A 15,090-nucleotide genomic window follows, 5' to 3' on the forward strand; every position below is an offset into this window, starting at 1 on the left:
TCACCATTTATAAATTCTCACCAAACGCTCTCAATGTAAGATGTTGCAATTCTGATGACTCTGAAAATTGGCTGTTGCTGTTGTCAAAATGAACCCTAGCAGGGGCTGCTTGCTTATTGAGTATGTCGCGATAAGCTATGTCTAGTCCTAATAAGCTCAATATTTAGTTATTTCAGGACTGGACAAACCAAGTATAACGATATATTAGGGTGGGGGATTTTTTCGGAAGAGAAAATAAATAGTATTCCTAGTGTCCAGCATTTATCACTATGGTTCAGCAGACTCCATTCAACTTTGTGTTTCACCAGTTCTTACGGCAAGTAGTTGGCACGCCTGCACTTGATGGGCACCTGTATGTGGCCACCGAAGCCGACTTTGCCAGGGCGGGTAACATCTCGTTTCCCTACCGGAGCTACTTCTATGCCTTTGGGCTCATGCATGAAGATCAATGTCGGATTCGAATTGGTATTCGTGACTTTGAGGTCCCTAAGCAAGCACTAACCCTGATTGGGCCGGGTATAACCCGTCTTTGGCTTGAAAACAATTGGAACGTTCAGAATACTACTTTCTTTTTCACGCCCGACTTGTTTGGCCCTCCTTTCTACAACAACTTCTTACTTGATTATCTTTTTTTCAGAGCAGGGGCCCAGCACGTGCTCGTCTTGTCAGACCAAGAATACGCTCGGGTGAAGGACTTGATGAGGCCGCTGCAACAGTATAGTGACGTACCGAAGATAGCGGCAGGACTTATGTTCGCACTCCTGGAGTACATCAACGCATTGTACGACCAACAGGGCCATTCGACTACTGCCGTTGGCTGGAATCACCAGTTGGTCAGCCAGTTTAACCAGCTGCTACATACCCACTTTCAACAACAGAAAGAGGTTGGTTTCTATGCGGATCAACTGAATGTATCGGCGAAACACCTGTCGGAGTTGCTCAAGCAAGAAACCGGCAAATCAGCCAAACAAAGCATTGACGAGTTGGTGTTGTTTGAGGCCAAGAGCCTGCTCAAACAAACGGCGATGAGCATCAAAGAGATTGTGTACTGGCTGGGTTATGATGACCCCTCTTATTTCACCCGGTTGTTCAAAAGTAAGACGGGGGTTACACCCCTAGCCTATCGTGGCTAACTCGCTTACATGCAGTAGAAACTGCCAGTCAGGCCGTAGTTTGTCCTACCCCTAACCCTATTGGTTGGCGTAACTTTGTGTTATTCAAGTAACTCAAATCCGATCAGCCATGATTATTGACAATCTCCGTATCAATCAACTTTCTACCCAGGCCTATGAACGTTATCTGGCCTATCTACAAGCTATGGACGACCGGGACGTTGAGGCTTATGGCCAATTTCTAGCCGATAACATAACGGTGCAGTTTAACAACGATACGCCCATACAAGGTGGGAAAGAGGCCGTTTTACAGGGTCTGGGTCAGTACTGGCAATCGTTTGCTGGCCTTGAACATGACTTGACGAATATCTACGGTTCGGACAGAAACTATGTATTAGAAGCGCTTAATCATTATGTTCGTCACGATGGACAAAAAGCAACAGTCCATGCCGTAGCCTTCACTGATTTAAATGAAACGGGCCAGGTTGAATCGGTGCGAGTATATCAGGATGTATCACCTGTATTTGCATGATATGCCGAACGTCAAAATAAGGGTACTAGTCGCACTTCAGGTAAAGAGGCCGATTTAATGGCCTACCACTTATCACATACAACAACTAGATGGCCTGCTAGCTGAGCAGGCTTTCTTTTAAATCCGCAATGGCGTTTGATAGCTGTGGTAGCAAACACATTCGGAATTAAATTCGCCACGAAAGCCTCTTATATCCTATACTACTAACTGGACCGCGGTGGCGGGCCACTTGACATTTATTAGAAAATAACTATCTCATTAATCGCTCCTATGTGAGATGAAGAAAATTGCTGTTGCCTTGGCTACTTCGACCACAGGCGGGGATCAATCACTAGAGGCTTCTCTTCAATTACCCGTATAAAGCCATAGCCACTATGGGCAGGATGTAGTAAGTAATTGATGCCCGATGGCATCACCGAGGAGGGCACACCTAGAGCTAACACATCCGGCTTAGCTAGCCAGTCAGCCAGAAGATGCTGACTCCGGTTATAGGTATTCTCCTGCCAGTAAGGCGGTAGATCAACCGCGTCTATTACCCGTTGGCTATCCTGGGGTAACTCCAGACTGAACAACCGGTAGGCCGGTAGCTCATCATAAGGCACTTGTGGCATATGTACTAGGATTTCGACTAAAGCTAGAGCGGGATGCTCAGCCGTATAGAGGATGCCAACACCCGGTGGATTCCAACGGCCTCCATTGAGCCATGTACCGGTAACATCTAGGGGTTGTGCGGCATACTTCTGGCGCACCACTCGATACACAATAGCCATCGCTTATCCGAAGATGCCATAGTCGATACGGCCCAGTACCCGATCCACCAAAGTATAGCCCGTAACAGTATCTAATATCTGGAGGGGCGTTTGGTAGTCAAGTTCACGTAAGGGGGCGCGCAACCAGTTGAGAGCAGTTGAAGCACGTCCTTCAAAGGTATCTAACATGTGTAGAAGTAAGTTCTCTAACAGCAGCAGTCGCTCGGAGGCATCCTGACTAATGCGTTGATCGACTTTCAGCCGATGCAGGTATGAAGCTGATAAGCCTAAAGCAATAGCCATTTCTTTGTCGGTTAACCCAACTAACCTTGCTACGCGGTCAGCTTCCGCTCGTAGCACGCCTTGTCGACTGCGAGTGATAATCTCCTGTTCGGTCATGAGCCTGGGTAACAGGGCTTGATTAGGCGGTAAGAAAGGCAAAGAGATGGCCATAGGAATGAATTTTTCCACTAAAATAACTACAAAAGTTCACTCGATCAAATTTGCCGTATGCTTGGCCAGCTTGATAGCCTGTGATAGTGAGCGTACCGCAAAACGATAGTTTCTTAGGGAGATGCAACTGACGGATTGATAGTCGCATCTCCCTAAGAAACTATAGCAGAAGTCATAGCTCGCCAATCGGCTCCACCCTTAGTGATTCACTTACGGAGTATATGGTTAGCGGCTCTTAGTTCAGACTCGCTTCCTTTTCTTTATTGAAATAATAGTATGCTATTCGGCTACGCCCGCGTTTCGACCCAAGATCAGAATCTGAACTTGCAATTGGATGACCTGAAAAAAGCAGGTTGTCAAAAGATCTTCCAGGAGAAGGTTTCTTCAGCTAAAGAGAGGCCCCAGTTAGGAAAGTTACTAGAAATGCCACGAGAAGATGATATGGTCATCGTTTGGAAACTCGACCGACTGGGTAGGTCATTGAAAGAACTCTTCACACTGATCAACGACTTTCAAGCCAAAAGAATTGGCTTCCGTAGTCTAAATGATGCCGCGCCACGGTGGCGATTGATACCACCACCGCTCAAGGCCGCTTGGTGTTTAACCTATTTGCTTCATTAGCTGAATTTGAACGTGATCTGATCCGGGAACGAACCAAAGCCGGTTTAGCTGCGGCTCGAGCTAGGGGTCGCATCGGCGGACGACCCAAAGGACTTACGCCCGAAGCACAAGCGAAAGCACGGGCGGTTAAGTCTATATATGTTCTCAAAACTCATACGATTTTAGAGATTGGTCAGTTATTCCACATAAGCCGAGCAACGGTTTACCGCTACTTAGCTTGGCAAGAGGTAAAATAACGGCTGCTTCATTAAATGGGCGTTTGAAAAGACGCTTTCCTTACACCGCATGGTCTGCAAAATACGTTGTCAGTTTGCCGTCAAAAGGGGGCAACCAACATTACGGATTCCTGACATATTGTTGTTAATGTATATATAAAATTATAGCCATCTGACCTTGTTTCAGGCTCAGCCAGCTCATGAATTTCTTGCCAGTTGACCTGACCATTACCCTAATTTTTGAATAAAAGCAGAGAAGACCTGGCTCTTAAATCGCAACCAGTGAGCCGAGTGTCGGCCCAGCGTCTTGGGCCGACTTAATCTAGTTTAAGCCTACTTCTTAAGATAGTTTATTGGCCTACCAATCGTGCTACCGCAACTTTGCATTATCATTCAACCAACGATAATGAAGAAGAATAGCCTATTTTTTGTCTATTACCTTGGTTTACTGGTAGCCTGTAAGCCGGAAGTACGTCTCAACGATCAGTCATTCGAGTTGGTGAACGTGACCGGATCGGTCGCTGATCTTCATGGCGAGAAAGTTCTGAAAGTAGAACGAGATTTAGAAGCACTGCCTTTTGATGAGAAACGGTTGGGAGCAACGGTTAACGGTCCGCTCTATGCAAGGCTAAAAAACTCCGATTTTGAAAACGGAACGATCGAAGTCAAAGTGCTAAGCCGGATACAAAAGAACACGCCCTATCGCGATTCCTGGGGATTTATCGGCCTTGCCTTTAGAATCAACAGCGACAATTCAGCATTCGAGTCGATGTACATACGGCCTAAAGTGGGGCGCGTAAGAAACCCAGTTGTGCGAAATCAGGCGATTCAGTACTACTCGTATCCTAATTACAAAATGGACAATATTGGCCGGTCGCCGGGCGGTCCCTTTGAAGCAAGTGCCGATATTGGTCTTGATGAATGGATAACCCTACGTATTGAAGTGGAGGGTCAGCAAGCATCCCTGTATATCAATGATAAAAAAGAACCGTCTCTTTCTATAAAACAGCTAAAAGGAAATCTAAAATCAGGGGCCGTTGGCTTGTGGGTAGACATCGGAACCGAAGGCTACTTTAAAGACTTAAAGATTACGAAAAAGTAAATGTAGACGGGCTCAATGGGAATTGAACTAGGTAACGACCTCTATTGCCGGGTAACTTTCAGGTCAGCAAAGTAGCCTTCGGTACCTACGTCAACCCAAAGGCCAATGCCCCCCGCTGTTGCAGCGCCTACGCCATGCTTCAGATCCTTGACCAGCAGGGCGGGTTGTTTTGCGTCATTCAGGTAAAGTTTTGCTTCCTGCCCGTTTACGACAATTCTCATTGTGATCCATTCATTCAGGGCCATATCAGCATACGACTCGTAACGCTCCGGTGCTTCCTTCCGTAGCCGATCAAATTTGTAGTCAGGGTAAGAAAAGTACTGGATGGAGTGATTACGACGGATCTGATCGTCGGCCCGGCCATTGGTGGGGCGGATGTAAATACTCTCGAAACTCGAACTGGTTGCGTTGATCCGGAACGCAACCCCAATAAAACCACGGGCCGTTTCCGGCGCGTTTTTCAGGAGTCGGCTCAGCACCTTGACTTCGATGGTGCCGTTGGTAAAATCAACGTCGATGAGCCGCACAAACGTAGGTTCGTCCACCTGTTGTAGGGTAGAATCCTTGATGACCCGGAGCGCATCTTTGCCCTTTATTCGTTCAAGCGACATCGATACCAGGTTGGGAGCTAGCTTAGCTTTATCCAGCTTTATGGTTTGGGCGTTCCCATTCATTGCGCCGAGCAGTAGGCTACTGATCAGCGCCGATACGATCTGTTTCATATCCTGAAATGCAAGTGTTTAATTGATTAAGAGTCAGTTAAGGTATGACGACAAGCTTACCCGTGGCCAGATTGCTATCCATGAATTGGTGGGCCTCGGCGATTTGCGCCAGCCTAAACGTCCGACTAACGGGGAGTTTCACCTGACGGGCTTCAACTTGACGGATAAAGTCCTGAAACACGCTTGTCGGACTGGTAAGCTGACCGCTGTCATAGGTGGTGAGTCGAACGGTAGCCGGTATATACTCCATGGGAGCAAAATCAGAGATCGTCCAGCTTTCAGCCAGCATCCCACTCATACAAGCCGTTCCGCCTGGTTTAAGACAACTTAAGGAGTCGTGCAGCGTAGCCGTACCGACCAGTTCCAGCACTTTGTCGATACCCGGTGGAAAAAGCGCCCGAACCGATTCGGCTACCTGGCCCGAATCGATCAGCACATGCGTGGCCCCATTGTCCAGCATGGCTTTTTCTTTTTGGGGATTCCGGGTGGTCGCTACTACCGCCAGCCCCCCCTGGTGAGCGAGTTGTGCTGCCAGCAGGCCCACCGATGACGTGCCCCCCCGAATCAACAGCGTTTCTCCGGGCTGAATGTCCAAGGCTGGATACAGCGAGCCATAAACCGTCTGAAACATTTCGGGAATAGCGCCCAGCGTTTCCCAAGTAAGCGTGCTCTCAAAGGGATGGAGCAGGCTTTTGGGTAAGAGCGTATACTCGGCATAGCTACCGTCAAAATCCCGTCCCATACCACCCATTAAAGCCATGACCGGTTGACCTTTTTCATAGTGGCCAGAGGGGTCATATTCTACTTCGCCAACGCACTCGATACCAAGTACACGCGGAAACTGAACGCCGGGTGAGTAGCCTTTGCGCGTCATCAACTCCGAACGATTCAGGCCAAACGCTTTCACCTTTATCAGTACCCATTCACCCGTTGGCGTGGGTAGGGGGCGTTCCTCTAAAACAAAGCTTTCCGGGCCTCCGGGTTGATATACTACGGCTACTTTCATAAGGGGTCGGTATGTGCTACAGAAAGGCTATGGCTGCTTCACGTTGGCAACTAGTTAGCAGTCTATTTTTCAGGGTCGTTACTCTACTCCCAAAATAACGACGTACTAGCTGGTTCGTTTCGATCTACTATGACTTCTATCCGTAATAGTTACTTCGTTAGTGAGGGATCAATCAGGCCAGCCCCAAACTGAGGGTTTACCTTTTTGTAGAGCGTTGTTGGCTCAACAGTGAGAAACACTTCCAAAGTAGGGCCGGTAACTAGTTCAAGCAGATGGCCGCCCCGAACGGTGCCATCCTCGGCGGCCACCGTGGCGTGAATATGAACGATGGGTTTACCATTGAGTACGGCAATGTTACCCGTTAACGACGATACTTCACAGGGTTCGCTAATGGGGATGACTTTGAAGAGTTTACGACCGTAATCAAAGAAACCAAACTTGGCTGAGGTGGCATCGCCAATGGCGGTAAAGTGGGCCGTCTTTACCCCATACTGTTGAGCAAATTCCGTCAAGCCCGACCGTATTTCATCCCCCATAGCGAAAATCAATACGTAGTTTTTGAGGGGTCCGTTGGTGCTCAGTAACTTGACCTTGACGCCGGGAGCTTTGCCCACCTCAACGGGTTGTGTGGGCGAGCTATATTCTTGTGCATAGGCCGTCGTCTGGATGGCAAGCAGCGCCATAACGACGGTAAGTACATAGCTAATTTTGGTAGTTTTCATAAGATCGGGTTGGTTTTTGGGTAGCAGAAACGCTTCTGCTACCCAAAAACCGCTATTTCAATATCCGGTAATCGGCGACGGTGTGAACGATTATTTTATCTCCCTCCAAAAAGAAGGTATCGGTTCCCATCGGGATCTGAGCAATGGCTGAATCACTAGCCCAGGCAACATACCCGACCTGATGCCTAACCGTCAGTTGTTTCATGGTAAAGACCGAACCCGTTGGGATGGCCAAAAAGTAATCAGCAAAAAACTGGCGGATAGCCGCTAATCCTATCAAGGGGCCGTTTGGGGCTAATACCTGAGATTCTTCGGTATAGTCTTTCAAAATCTCTGCCAGGTCGTTGTTGCCAAAGGCCGTCAGGTGATGGCTCAATATGTCGTTTGTTATTGCTTCGTTTGCGTTCATTGCTAAAAAAAATGGTTGTGAATCAGCATTTGCTATGCTGTCTTACTGGGGAAAACTAGCGCCTTAAAAAAGGCTGCATACTTGCCCAGACCGCCGGAAAATTCGTCAGGAACACCGGATGGGGGGCATTAGGAATAATGCTTAGTTGGGCCTTCGGAATCATCTCATAGGCCGTTATGACCGTTTTCAAGGGAGCGTTTTGGTCCTTTTCTCCCGCCATAACCAACACGGGACATTGAATCATACCTAGTATCAGTTTGCCGATACGAACGGTACTATAGTAGTGGTTAACCGACAAGAGCCACTCATCAAAGCGTTCAGGCTGGGGCAGTAGGGCCAATTGCTGGGTAAAGTAGAGGCTGTCCAGACCAAAAAGTGATTGGCGCGTATTGTCAAATGTTCGCCAACCCTTTTTCCACTCTCCGGCACCAATGGCAATCAGCTTTTTAACTTTATCCGGGTGCGACGCGGCCAGAAAATAGCCCGTGTAAGCGCCATCACTAAAGCCTAAAACAAGCACGCTGTCTTTGGTTACCGCTTCGATAATGGTATTGACATCATCCGCTTTACGCTCGTAAGAAGGTACGCCGGAACCCATTTCCGACTTACCATGTCCGCGGGTAGAGATGGCAATGACCTGATGGGTTTTGGCCAGGCTATCAATAAACTGGGCCATTTCGTAGGTAGACCCCACGATACCACCATGCAGGACCACCAGGGGTTTTCCTTGTCCATAGACTTCGTAATAAATCTTGGCGTCTTTCGTTTGCGCATACTGGCCCGCTGTAGGATTGTTCCCGTAGGGAATCGCCTGTGCTGGTGAAGGAGCCTGCTGCATGAACGCGCGCAGTCGATTGGGACTTTGACTGAATGCGGCTGCGTTGGTGAGCAGCCATAAAAAGAAAAATAGGGATTTCATTTTGATAGTAAAAACCAGGCAGAGCTGGGTCTTTGTCGAGGAGTACGCTTTCATATGAACAAGGCCGCATGGCTATGTAGAGCGAGTTCCCTTTGTCCTACTTAGCCAAGTCGGGGTTCAGGAGCTTTTCTTTCGCTTCCTCTAAATGGACCGTTTTGCCTAACGCCCCAAACTCATGCAGATCACCGAATACTTCCAGGCGGATAGATTGATCTAGCCCACCAACGTACAGGGGTTCAAACCCGGCATCGATAATCAATTCCTCGATGGCTGGCTGAATAGAGTGGTCATCTGTGGCGTAAAATAGAACCGCCTGCTCCGGCGTTTGCCCGGAGGCCTGCGCCAGCGATGCTGCCCCTAGTGTGCCGAACGCTTTGGCGAGCTTTGCCCCTTTAGGGAGTAAAGAAGCGTTGATCTGACCGGCGGACTCGGTTTCGCCAATGATTTTGATAAAACCACCTTTAGGGTCCGGTGCAATCGGGTTAGACGAATCAATGATGATTTTACCCTTTAGCTGAGTGGCGTACTGCTGTAAAAACTCGCCAACGGCATCGAACCAGATGGCTAAAACAATAATGTCAGCTTCTTTAACAGCCGCCGATATTTCCTTGGGTTGTGCGAATTTGCCCAACTCGTTCGCCAAATTCTGGGCCGCTGTATAATCTCGGGAGGCTAGCATAACCGTCCGAAAACCTTTTGTTAGATTGATGGCTAGTGTGCGGCCAATAACGCGTAGACCAATAATAGCGACGTTTAATTCCTGAGTTTGTGACATGGTCTTTGTTGACTAAATAACCAGACAAAGGTCCGTCCAACGGCCCAGGTGCGCCAATAAGGTATCTTAAGAAATAGGCTTAAACTAGTTTAAGCCCGACGGCATCAGGAAGCAATGTCTTTTCTGATTTTGCTCAGGAACTCAGGTGTTATACCCAGATAAGAAGCGATCTGTGTATTGGGTAGCCGTAAGGCAAGCTTTGGGTATTGCTCTAAAAAGGTAAGGTAGCGTTCCTGAGCCGTTGAGCTGATGCTTTGCAAAACCCGGTTTTGCAGTTCTACGTACTTGTTCTCAACGATGACTTTGAAGATTCGATCCAGCTTGGGAATATTGGTGTACAGAAAGTAGAGGTCCTGTTTTTCGATTTGTAATACAACCGCTGGTTCGATGGCTTCAATGAACAAGGCGCTGGGCCTGCCGGCATGAAAGCTTCCGATATCAGCAATCCAATCCTGTTCAGCCGAAAACTGTAAATTATGCTCGGTTCCTTTCTTGTCGACGGCATACATCCGAAAGCAGCCCTCAACAATAAATGTATAGTGTCTACAGGCAAAACCCTCCTGTAAGATGGCCTGTTTCCGTTTAATCTGCCGACGGGTTACTCGACCTTCCAGCAACTGTTTTTCCGTTTCCTTTAGTGGAATGTAGCTTTCAAAATGAGCAATTAGAGGCAGTATCGACATTGGATGAAGCGTACTTTCCTACAAATCTAAACATCTATTCGCTAATAAGGGCGCTGGATTAATCGTCTCAAATAATGCTCCCCTGTGAGACAAAGGAGCTTGCATATATCTACTCTTTAAACAATCTGTTTAACTGAACGGCTTATTTTAATGACTGTCAAGTGGTACACCACCGCGGTAGTGTCTGTAGCATACGCCAGGCTTATGTGCAGGCCGGGCTGGAGCAGCAACGGAAGGGAGTGTCGGCTAAGAAAGTGGTCCTTTCAATATAGTATTTCGTGAAGGAGAAAGCAGCCAGGAGGCAAATCCCGATACCTTGAAAGGCCTGAGGTCGTCGTTGTCTTCGCCAGATAGACAAGTTGCTTTTGGTTACAACATAGCCGGATTTGGCTAATAGGCGTAAAGGGGTTACCGCCACCTTTGTGACGTGTTAAGAAGGGGATCTCCGCTTGCGTAAGGTAGCAATCGATTGACACGCTTTCCCGGATGAGCAGCTCCGATTATTCGGGCGCAACCGGAACGTTAAAAAACCGTAAAATGACTCATTCAACACACACTTATCTTGTTTTTGGCGGTACAGGCCGAACCGGAAGGCATTTTATTTCGGTAGTACTTAATGATGGCCATAAAGTAAAGGCATTAGTTCGTCAGCCAGAAAAGATAGACATTCACCATCCAAATCTAGAATTAGTGAAAGGGTCTGTTACTGATTACGAACCTATTGATGATCTGTTGAAGGGTGTCGATTTTGTGATAAGCATGTTGGGAGATGCGCAAATGCAGAAGCTACAGACTGTTAATGCCTTGTTTGTCAGAAAACTAATTCCTGCCATGCGTCGCCAATCGGTAAAACGGTTCCTGTATCAGGCGGGAGGATTTACCCGACCATATAAAAAAGAACTTCCGTTTATGAACTGGCTATTAAAACAGACCCTGGTGCGTTTTTCGGGGTTGCTGGGGCAGCACCGAGATAATGAAGCGGTGATAAACTACTTGGTTGAAGAAGCACCAGATATTGAGTGGATGGTCCATAGGGCAGGTCTCTATGGGGATGACCCTTCCAAGGGTATTTTAACGAGGTCTAAAACGAAATTCAGTATTGCTCCTTTTATCGATTGTGCCACCTATAACTATCATCTTTTAAGCGATAATTCGGCTATCCACACCTACGACTTAAGCTATTATCAGCCGTAGTAGAAGCCAAAAAAGAGGTTGATGAAAGTAGACCGTTAGGACGCATAGCGACGTAACGCCAACAGGCTCGCTAACCTGACGGGTTGGGCAATCAATGATGAAGCAATGTTATGGAAAAAGCCCCCCCGCAACGAATCCGAACTATTAGTGAGCTGCATCGACTGTACGGTTTGCCTAAACCAGAGCATCCCTTACTAAGCGTGGTGTTTATTAAGCCCTTTGCCGAACTGCCTAGCGCATCGGCTAAGCTGGTCGTCACCGATGTATATATCATTTCGCTCAAAAAAGGGTTTCTGGGACCCCTCAAGATTAAATACGGTCAGCAGGTCTACGACTTTGATGAGGGAGTGCTTTCCTTTATGGCCCCCGGTCAGGTGTTCGGACTGGATGTAGAGAAATTCAGCAGTCATACCCAATCGGGCTGGATGCTGTTTGTACACCCCGATTTTTTTTGGAATACTAGCTTGGCCCGGCAAATTCGGCAGTACGATTTTTTTGGGTATGGGGTCAACGAAGCCTTATTTCTATCGGATAAAGAGGAAGCGATTCTCAATCAGCTCATCGACCATATCAACCAGGAATACCAGACCAACCTGGATAAGTTTAGTCAGCAAATTATTCTCACGCAGCTGGAAGCGCTACTGAACTATTCGGAACGTTTTTACGAACGCCAATTTATTACCCGTCGCATTAGTGGTCATCAGCTTTTAGATCAGGTAGATCAGTTATTGACGGCTTGGTTGGCGGATGAAGAACGCTTGTCCAGCGGCCTGCCGACCGTGCAGGCCGTTGCCGAGCAGTTAAACACGTCGTCTGATTATTTAAGTGGCTTACTCCGCCAGTTAACGGGCCTTAACACGCAGCAACACATTCACCAGCGATTACTAGAGAAAGCCAAAGAGAAGCTATCGACCACCCGTTTATCGGTGAGTGAGATTGCTTATCAGTTAGGTTTTGAACACCCTCAATCGTTTAGCCGGTTGTTTAAAGAAAAGACGCATCAGACCCCTTTGGAATTCCGGCAATCATTCCAGTGACGGACAAACTATAGATAGTTGCTTCGTTCAATCGTTTGTTTTTTCTCCTGGTGAACGTTCTGCAAAGGCACTCCTTATTTACTGATAATGAATAAACACTAAGAAAAACGTTCGTGAAAAATAAAACGATAACAGTAGGGAACGATAAAGCTTTCATAACTGATACCAGTTCTGCGACGGATTACTTTTGACAGATAGTAGAAAAAATCACTGTCTCGCAAAAACGCTCTAATGTGAGACAACGAAGTATTCATACATCTGCTCAATCATTCGGGCCAGTAAGGATACGGTTTCTCACAGAGCGTTTAATACACTGGCAGAGCAAGGCATGTACGATCGGTAACAGGCTGTACTACACGGAAATAGATGTCGGTTTTTTACTTGTTGTATTTGCCTTAAGACGGATAGGTTTGTAGCGGACATTAAACCACTACAAACATGAAAATCAGCCTTCTTTTGCTGCTAATCACCGCGCTATGTCAAACCGTTTCGAACGCTCAATCGAGAACCTATGTGCTCGTTCACGGGGGCTGGCATGGGGCTTGGTGCTGGAAAAAGGTAGTTCCCCTGCTCGAAACGAATGGCAGTCGGGTGGTAGCCATTGATTTGCCAGGGCACGGTGACGACAAAACGTCCCCCGCTGGGGTTACCCTGGATGAGTACACGAAAAAGGTCGTTCAGCTTGCCAAGGCGCAAACGGGTCCCGTTATTCTCGTTGGGCACTCCATGGCGGGCGTTATTATTGCGCAGGCTGCGGAGGTTTTAGGTAAAGAAAAAGTGGCAAAACTGGTCTTTCTGGATGCCTTTATGCCTAAAAATGGCGAGTCTGTTTTTGCCCTGGCTGCCAAAGCCGAGGAGTTGAATAAAGCCGAGGGTAAACCTACGACAGAACCCTCCCTCAGTCAGTGCCTTCTGCTATCGGACGATAAGCAGACTTCCAGGGTCGATCTGGATCGAGTCGCCCAATTATTTTACCATGATTGTTCAGCCGACGACGTAGCCTTTGCCAAAGCGCATCTAGGGCCTCAACCAATGGGTTGTCTGGGGACACCGGTACAGGTGTCAGATGCTCAGTATGGGGCTATTCCAAAAGTATATATTCTTTGTACCCGGGCTAAAGACCTGGATAAACGGAGTATAGCGAACAACGTACCGATCCAGAAAATGTATACCTTAGCCAGTAGTCATTCCCCGTTTTTCTCGATGCCCGAAAAACTGGTGGCCATTCTTCAGGCGCTATGACCTTTCGTGAAGTACGTCCTTGTCTGGCCCTGCAGCCTTATGTAAGGAATTATCTGCTGGTTAATCTGTTTTATCATCCAGCTGATTTTCCCAAAACGCCCTATCCAACCCGGATCGAGCAAGCCCTGGTCTTTTTCGTTCGGGGCTTAATTACCTCCTATGATCCCTTAACAGGAAGAACGGTACCTATCGCCCAGAACGCCCTGTTTGGCCAACAAGTGTCCCGGCTTGACTTTCAATGCGTTGCGCAGACCGACTTCCTCATGATACAGGTTATTTTTCAACCGGGGGCCCTCTATCGTTTAGTAGGAATACCAGGTACGGCGCTGACCGGCCAGTTTTGTGATGGGGAATCCGTCCTTAATTCGGAACTACAGACCGTACATGATCAGCTGGCGAATGCGAAAGACGAGACTGAGATGATCGAACGGGTCGAGCAGTACATGGTAAGTAAGCTGAAAAAAGCCAGGCGGGACGCTCATCCTATTGATCGGATTGGGGAGCTATTACTTCATCACCCAGTGCCTTTTTCGTTGGATTGGCTGGCGGATCAAGCCAATCTAAGTCCCCGGCAATTTGAGCGAAAATTTAATGAACGTATTGGTATTGGGCCCAAACTCTATAGTCGGATTGGTCGGTTTTTTCAAACGATAAATTATAAAGAAAGGCACCCTGATCAGGATTGGTTGACCGTAGCTGTTAAATTTGGCTACACTGATTATTACCACTTGGCGAAAGATTTTAAGCAGTTTGCCCATGTTACGCCAAGTTTGTTGATGCAAGAGTATGCCCAACGTCCCGAGATTATCGTGAATCTTTGAACTGACCGAATCATACGACCGAAATTTCCGACCTAACCGGTGGTTAAACCGGCTCTTCTGGTTACTGCCTATCAGCAAGTCTACAAAAGCGAAACGACTGTTGGGACACTGTCTACGGTTTTTGCGGGTCTGGCCATCTTCATTCCCTGCTTAGGTCTGTTTGGCCTGGCAGCGTTCACCGCCGAGCAGCGCCGAAAAGAAATTGGGGTTCGCAAAAGTGCTGGGCGCGAGTGTGCCCAGCATCGTTGAGCTGCTCAGTACAGATTTTCTCAGATTGGTATTTATCGCCATCGTGATTAGCTCACCGCTGGGGTGGTATAGCATGCATCGGTGGTTAGAGAACTTTACTTATAAGGTGAACATTGAGTGGTGGGTGTTCGCCGTAGCGGGTCTGCCAGCGATGAGCATTGCCCTGCTAACCATCTGTTCACAAAGCATTAAAGCCGCCCTGATAAAGCCCGTAATGTCCTTACGAAGTACATAGTGCCATAAGCTGGCTGGTCTCATGAATCCCTCCCCAGAGAGACGGCGGGAATAGTGAGTGTCTGCTTCGAGAAATGAGTCATTTCGCTAGCCTTAAACCGAAATCGTAGCGTTTATCTACCACCCGCTTAATGAGCCCAATCTGCCCACAGTGGTACAGGGTGTGCCTAATATTCCAATCAATAGCCCCTCGTTTTGTCGTGGCGATTGGGCGAGGAGTTGGGGTGGGCTCCAACAGCTTAAGCGAAAGCACGGGCTGTTAAGTCTATGTATTCTCTTAAAACTCACACGAT

General features: G+C 47.7%; 18 protein-coding genes and 1 pseudogene. 10 read left to right on the top strand and 9 right to left on the bottom strand.

Features of this window, described 5'->3' with window-relative positions:
• Nucleotides 1-269 precede the first annotated feature (269 nt).
• Both EQG79_RS15800 and EQG79_RS15805 read left to right on the top strand, forming a co-directional pair.
• Nucleotides 270-1,133, top strand: coding sequence for a helix-turn-helix domain-containing protein (locus EQG79_RS15800; RefSeq protein ID WP_129602499.1), 864 nt, complete (start codon nt 270-272; stop codon nt 1,131-1,133).
• A gap of 109 nt (nt 1,134-1,242) precedes the next feature.
• Entirely contained in the window at nt 1,243-1,644 is a 402-nt protein-coding gene (locus EQG79_RS15805) for a nuclear transport factor 2 family protein (RefSeq protein WP_099084725.1), read from the top strand.
• 302 nt (nt 1,645-1,946) lie between these two features.
• On the opposite strand, the gene EQG79_RS15810 is transcribed toward EQG79_RS15805, so the two are convergent.
• Together EQG79_RS15810 and EQG79_RS15815 are read right to left on the bottom strand one after the other, a co-directional pair.
• Nucleotides 1,947-2,414: an RES family NAD+ phosphorylase gene (locus EQG79_RS15810; RefSeq protein WP_077923212.1), complete on the bottom strand. Its 468-nt coding sequence runs from the start codon at nt 2,412-2,414 to the stop codon at nt 1,947-1,949.
• 3 nt (nt 2,415-2,417) lie between these two features.
• On the bottom strand, nt 2,418-2,792 hold the full coding sequence (locus EQG79_RS15815; protein WP_240699370.1) for an antitoxin Xre/MbcA/ParS toxin-binding domain-containing protein: 375 nt from the start codon (nt 2,790-2,792) through the stop codon (nt 2,418-2,420).
• Between the two features lie 330 nt (nt 2,793-3,122).
• On the opposite strand from EQG79_RS15815, the gene EQG79_RS31685 reads away from it, so the two are divergent.
• The 3 genes from EQG79_RS31685 to EQG79_RS15825 all read left to right on the top strand — a co-directional run bounded on the left by EQG79_RS31685 (nt 3,123) and on the right by EQG79_RS15825 (nt 4,784).
• On the top strand, nt 3,123-3,467 hold the full coding sequence (locus EQG79_RS31685) for a recombinase family protein (protein ID WP_317126253.1): 345 nt from the start codon (nt 3,123-3,125) through the stop codon (nt 3,465-3,467).
• Complete coding sequence (locus EQG79_RS31690) at nt 3,443-3,703, top strand: recombinase family protein (RefSeq protein WP_317126254.1); 261 nt, start codon at nt 3,443-3,445, stop codon at nt 3,701-3,703. Before EQG79_RS31685 ends, EQG79_RS31690 begins: the two co-directional genes overlap by 25 nt.
• Nucleotides 3,704-4,088: 385 nt before the next feature.
• The gene (locus tag EQG79_RS15825; RefSeq protein ID WP_077923214.1) at nt 4,089-4,784 is read left to right on the top strand and encodes a LamG domain-containing protein; all 696 of its coding nucleotides are present in this window, start codon (nt 4,089-4,091) and stop codon (nt 4,782-4,784) included.
• A gap of 41 nt (nt 4,785-4,825) precedes the next feature.
• Here EQG79_RS15825 and EQG79_RS15830 read toward each other — a convergent pair whose 3' ends face one another.
• From EQG79_RS15830 to EQG79_RS15860, 7 genes are all read right to left on the bottom strand, one after another.
• Nucleotides 4,826-5,506 carry a hypothetical protein gene (locus EQG79_RS15830; RefSeq protein ID WP_077923215.1) on the bottom strand — a complete coding sequence of 227 codons (681 nt, stop codon included), beginning with the start codon at nt 5,504-5,506 and terminating at the stop codon, nt 4,826-4,828.
• Nucleotides 5,507-5,543: 37 nt separating this feature from the next.
• Nucleotides 5,544-6,512, bottom strand: coding sequence for a zinc-binding alcohol dehydrogenase family protein (locus tag EQG79_RS15835; RefSeq protein ID WP_129602501.1), 969 nt, complete (start codon nt 6,510-6,512; stop codon nt 5,544-5,546).
• 149 nt (nt 6,513-6,661) lie between these two features.
• The gene (locus tag EQG79_RS15840; protein WP_201723576.1) at nt 6,662-7,234 is read right to left on the bottom strand and encodes a PPC domain-containing DNA-binding protein; all 573 of its coding nucleotides are present in this window, start codon (nt 7,232-7,234) and stop codon (nt 6,662-6,664) included.
• Nucleotides 7,235-7,286: 52 nt separating this feature from the next.
• Entirely contained in the window at nt 7,287-7,643 is a 357-nt protein-coding gene (locus tag EQG79_RS15845) for a nuclear transport factor 2 family protein (RefSeq protein WP_077923217.1), read from the bottom strand.
• Between the two features lie 55 nt (nt 7,644-7,698).
• Nucleotides 7,699-8,616 (bottom strand): alpha/beta fold hydrolase, encoded by a 918-nt coding sequence (locus EQG79_RS15850; RefSeq protein ID WP_240699371.1) that lies wholly within the window; start codon nt 8,614-8,616, stop codon nt 7,699-7,701.
• 43 nt (nt 8,617-8,659) lie between these two features.
• Nucleotides 8,660-9,337, bottom strand: a complete 678-nt coding sequence (locus EQG79_RS15855; RefSeq protein WP_077923218.1) for an NADPH-dependent F420 reductase — start codon at nt 9,335-9,337, stop codon at nt 8,660-8,662.
• A 104-nt stretch (nt 9,338-9,441) separates the two neighbouring features.
• A complete protein-coding gene (locus EQG79_RS15860) occupies nt 9,442-10,020 on the bottom strand; it encodes a Crp/Fnr family transcriptional regulator (RefSeq protein WP_077923219.1) in 579 nt (192 codons plus the stop codon).
• Nucleotides 10,021-10,506: 486 nt separating this feature from the next.
• Here EQG79_RS15860 and EQG79_RS15865 point away from each other — a divergent pair, with 486 nt between their 5' ends.
• The 5 genes and pseudogenes from EQG79_RS15865 to EQG79_RS31320 form a co-directional block, all read left to right on the top strand.
• Entirely contained in the window at nt 10,507-11,214 is a 708-nt protein-coding gene (locus tag EQG79_RS15865; protein WP_206445591.1) for an NAD(P)-dependent oxidoreductase, read from the top strand.
• A 110-nt stretch (nt 11,215-11,324) separates the two neighbouring features.
• Nucleotides 11,325-12,251: a helix-turn-helix domain-containing protein gene (locus EQG79_RS15870; protein WP_129602503.1), complete on the top strand. Its 927-nt coding sequence runs from the start codon at nt 11,325-11,327 to the stop codon at nt 12,249-12,251.
• A 438-nt stretch (nt 12,252-12,689) separates the two neighbouring features.
• A complete protein-coding gene (locus EQG79_RS15875; protein WP_129602505.1) occupies nt 12,690-13,493 on the top strand; it encodes an alpha/beta fold hydrolase in 804 nt (267 codons plus the stop codon).
• Entirely contained in the window at nt 13,490-14,314 is an 825-nt protein-coding gene (locus EQG79_RS15880) for a helix-turn-helix domain-containing protein (RefSeq protein WP_129602507.1), read from the top strand. Before EQG79_RS15875 ends, EQG79_RS15880 begins: the two co-directional genes overlap by 4 nt.
• 81 nt (nt 14,315-14,395) lie before the next feature.
• Nucleotides 14,396-14,798: pseudogene (locus EQG79_RS31320) on the top strand (ABC transporter permease); the annotation flags it as partial.
• Nucleotides 14,799-15,090: the final 292 nt, after the last annotated feature.

Origin of the sequence: Spirosoma sordidisoli (assembly GCF_004138325.1) — a bacterium.
GTDB classification, from domain to species: Bacteria; Bacteroidota; Bacteroidia; order Cytophagales; family Spirosomataceae; genus Spirosoma; species Spirosoma sordidisoli.